Raw genomic sequence first — 572 nt, 5'->3', positions numbered from 1 at the left:
CGCCAAAGACTGGGAACGCTCCATCGAGAGCTCGACCGCGTGGGCGAATATCGCTTCTATCCGGATGCTAACCCGCAGAATTGCGCGACTTTCAGCCGCATGACAGACTTTTGAATCGGGCTCTTAATCACGCCTGATCGGTCGCTCCTTGCGCAAGGTCAACGGACTGTAACCCCGGCAAAGAGGGCAGACGCGACTACCCGGACAAAAGCTTGGAGCATCGTGCCAGGCGGGGTCGGGGCAGCACCGAAACTGCAATCCCGCACGAATCCCGAGTGGACTCCGGCCACAGCCATCGACCGCTAAATATCTGATAAATGCCTATCGTCCACCCGGTCGGGTTGGTTTGAACCGTAACAAAACGACGATAGCGACGAAGCGTGGCAAGGATAAGGCTTACCGAGTGATGAATCTCGGTTTGAAGCATGGCAGCCCTTGCTATGAAACTTAGAGCCCGATTCAAAAGTCTGTCATGCGGCTGAAAGTCGCGCAATTCTGCGGGTTAGCATCCGGATAGAAGCGATATTCGCCCACGCGGTCGAGCTCTCGATGGAGCGTTCCCAGTCTTTGGC

2 pseudogenes are annotated in these 572 nt (G+C 56.1%); one reads left to right on the top strand and one right to left on the bottom strand.

The window, feature by feature from the left end:
* Nucleotides 1–103, top strand: a pseudogene (locus tag LDN95_RS23075) (IS5/IS1182 family transposase); the annotation flags it as partial.
* 367 nt (nucleotides 104–470) lie between these two features.
* Here LDN95_RS23075 and LDN95_RS23070 read toward each other — a convergent pair.
* Nucleotides 471–572 (bottom strand): annotated as a pseudogene (locus tag LDN95_RS23070) (IS5/IS1182 family transposase); the annotation flags it as partial.

This window comes from Novosphingobium sp. FKTRR1 (genome assembly GCF_020404405.1).
Taxonomy (GTDB): Bacteria; Pseudomonadota; Alphaproteobacteria; order Sphingomonadales; family Sphingomonadaceae; genus Novosphingobium.
This window is presented reverse-complemented; position numbering and strand designations above follow the sequence as displayed.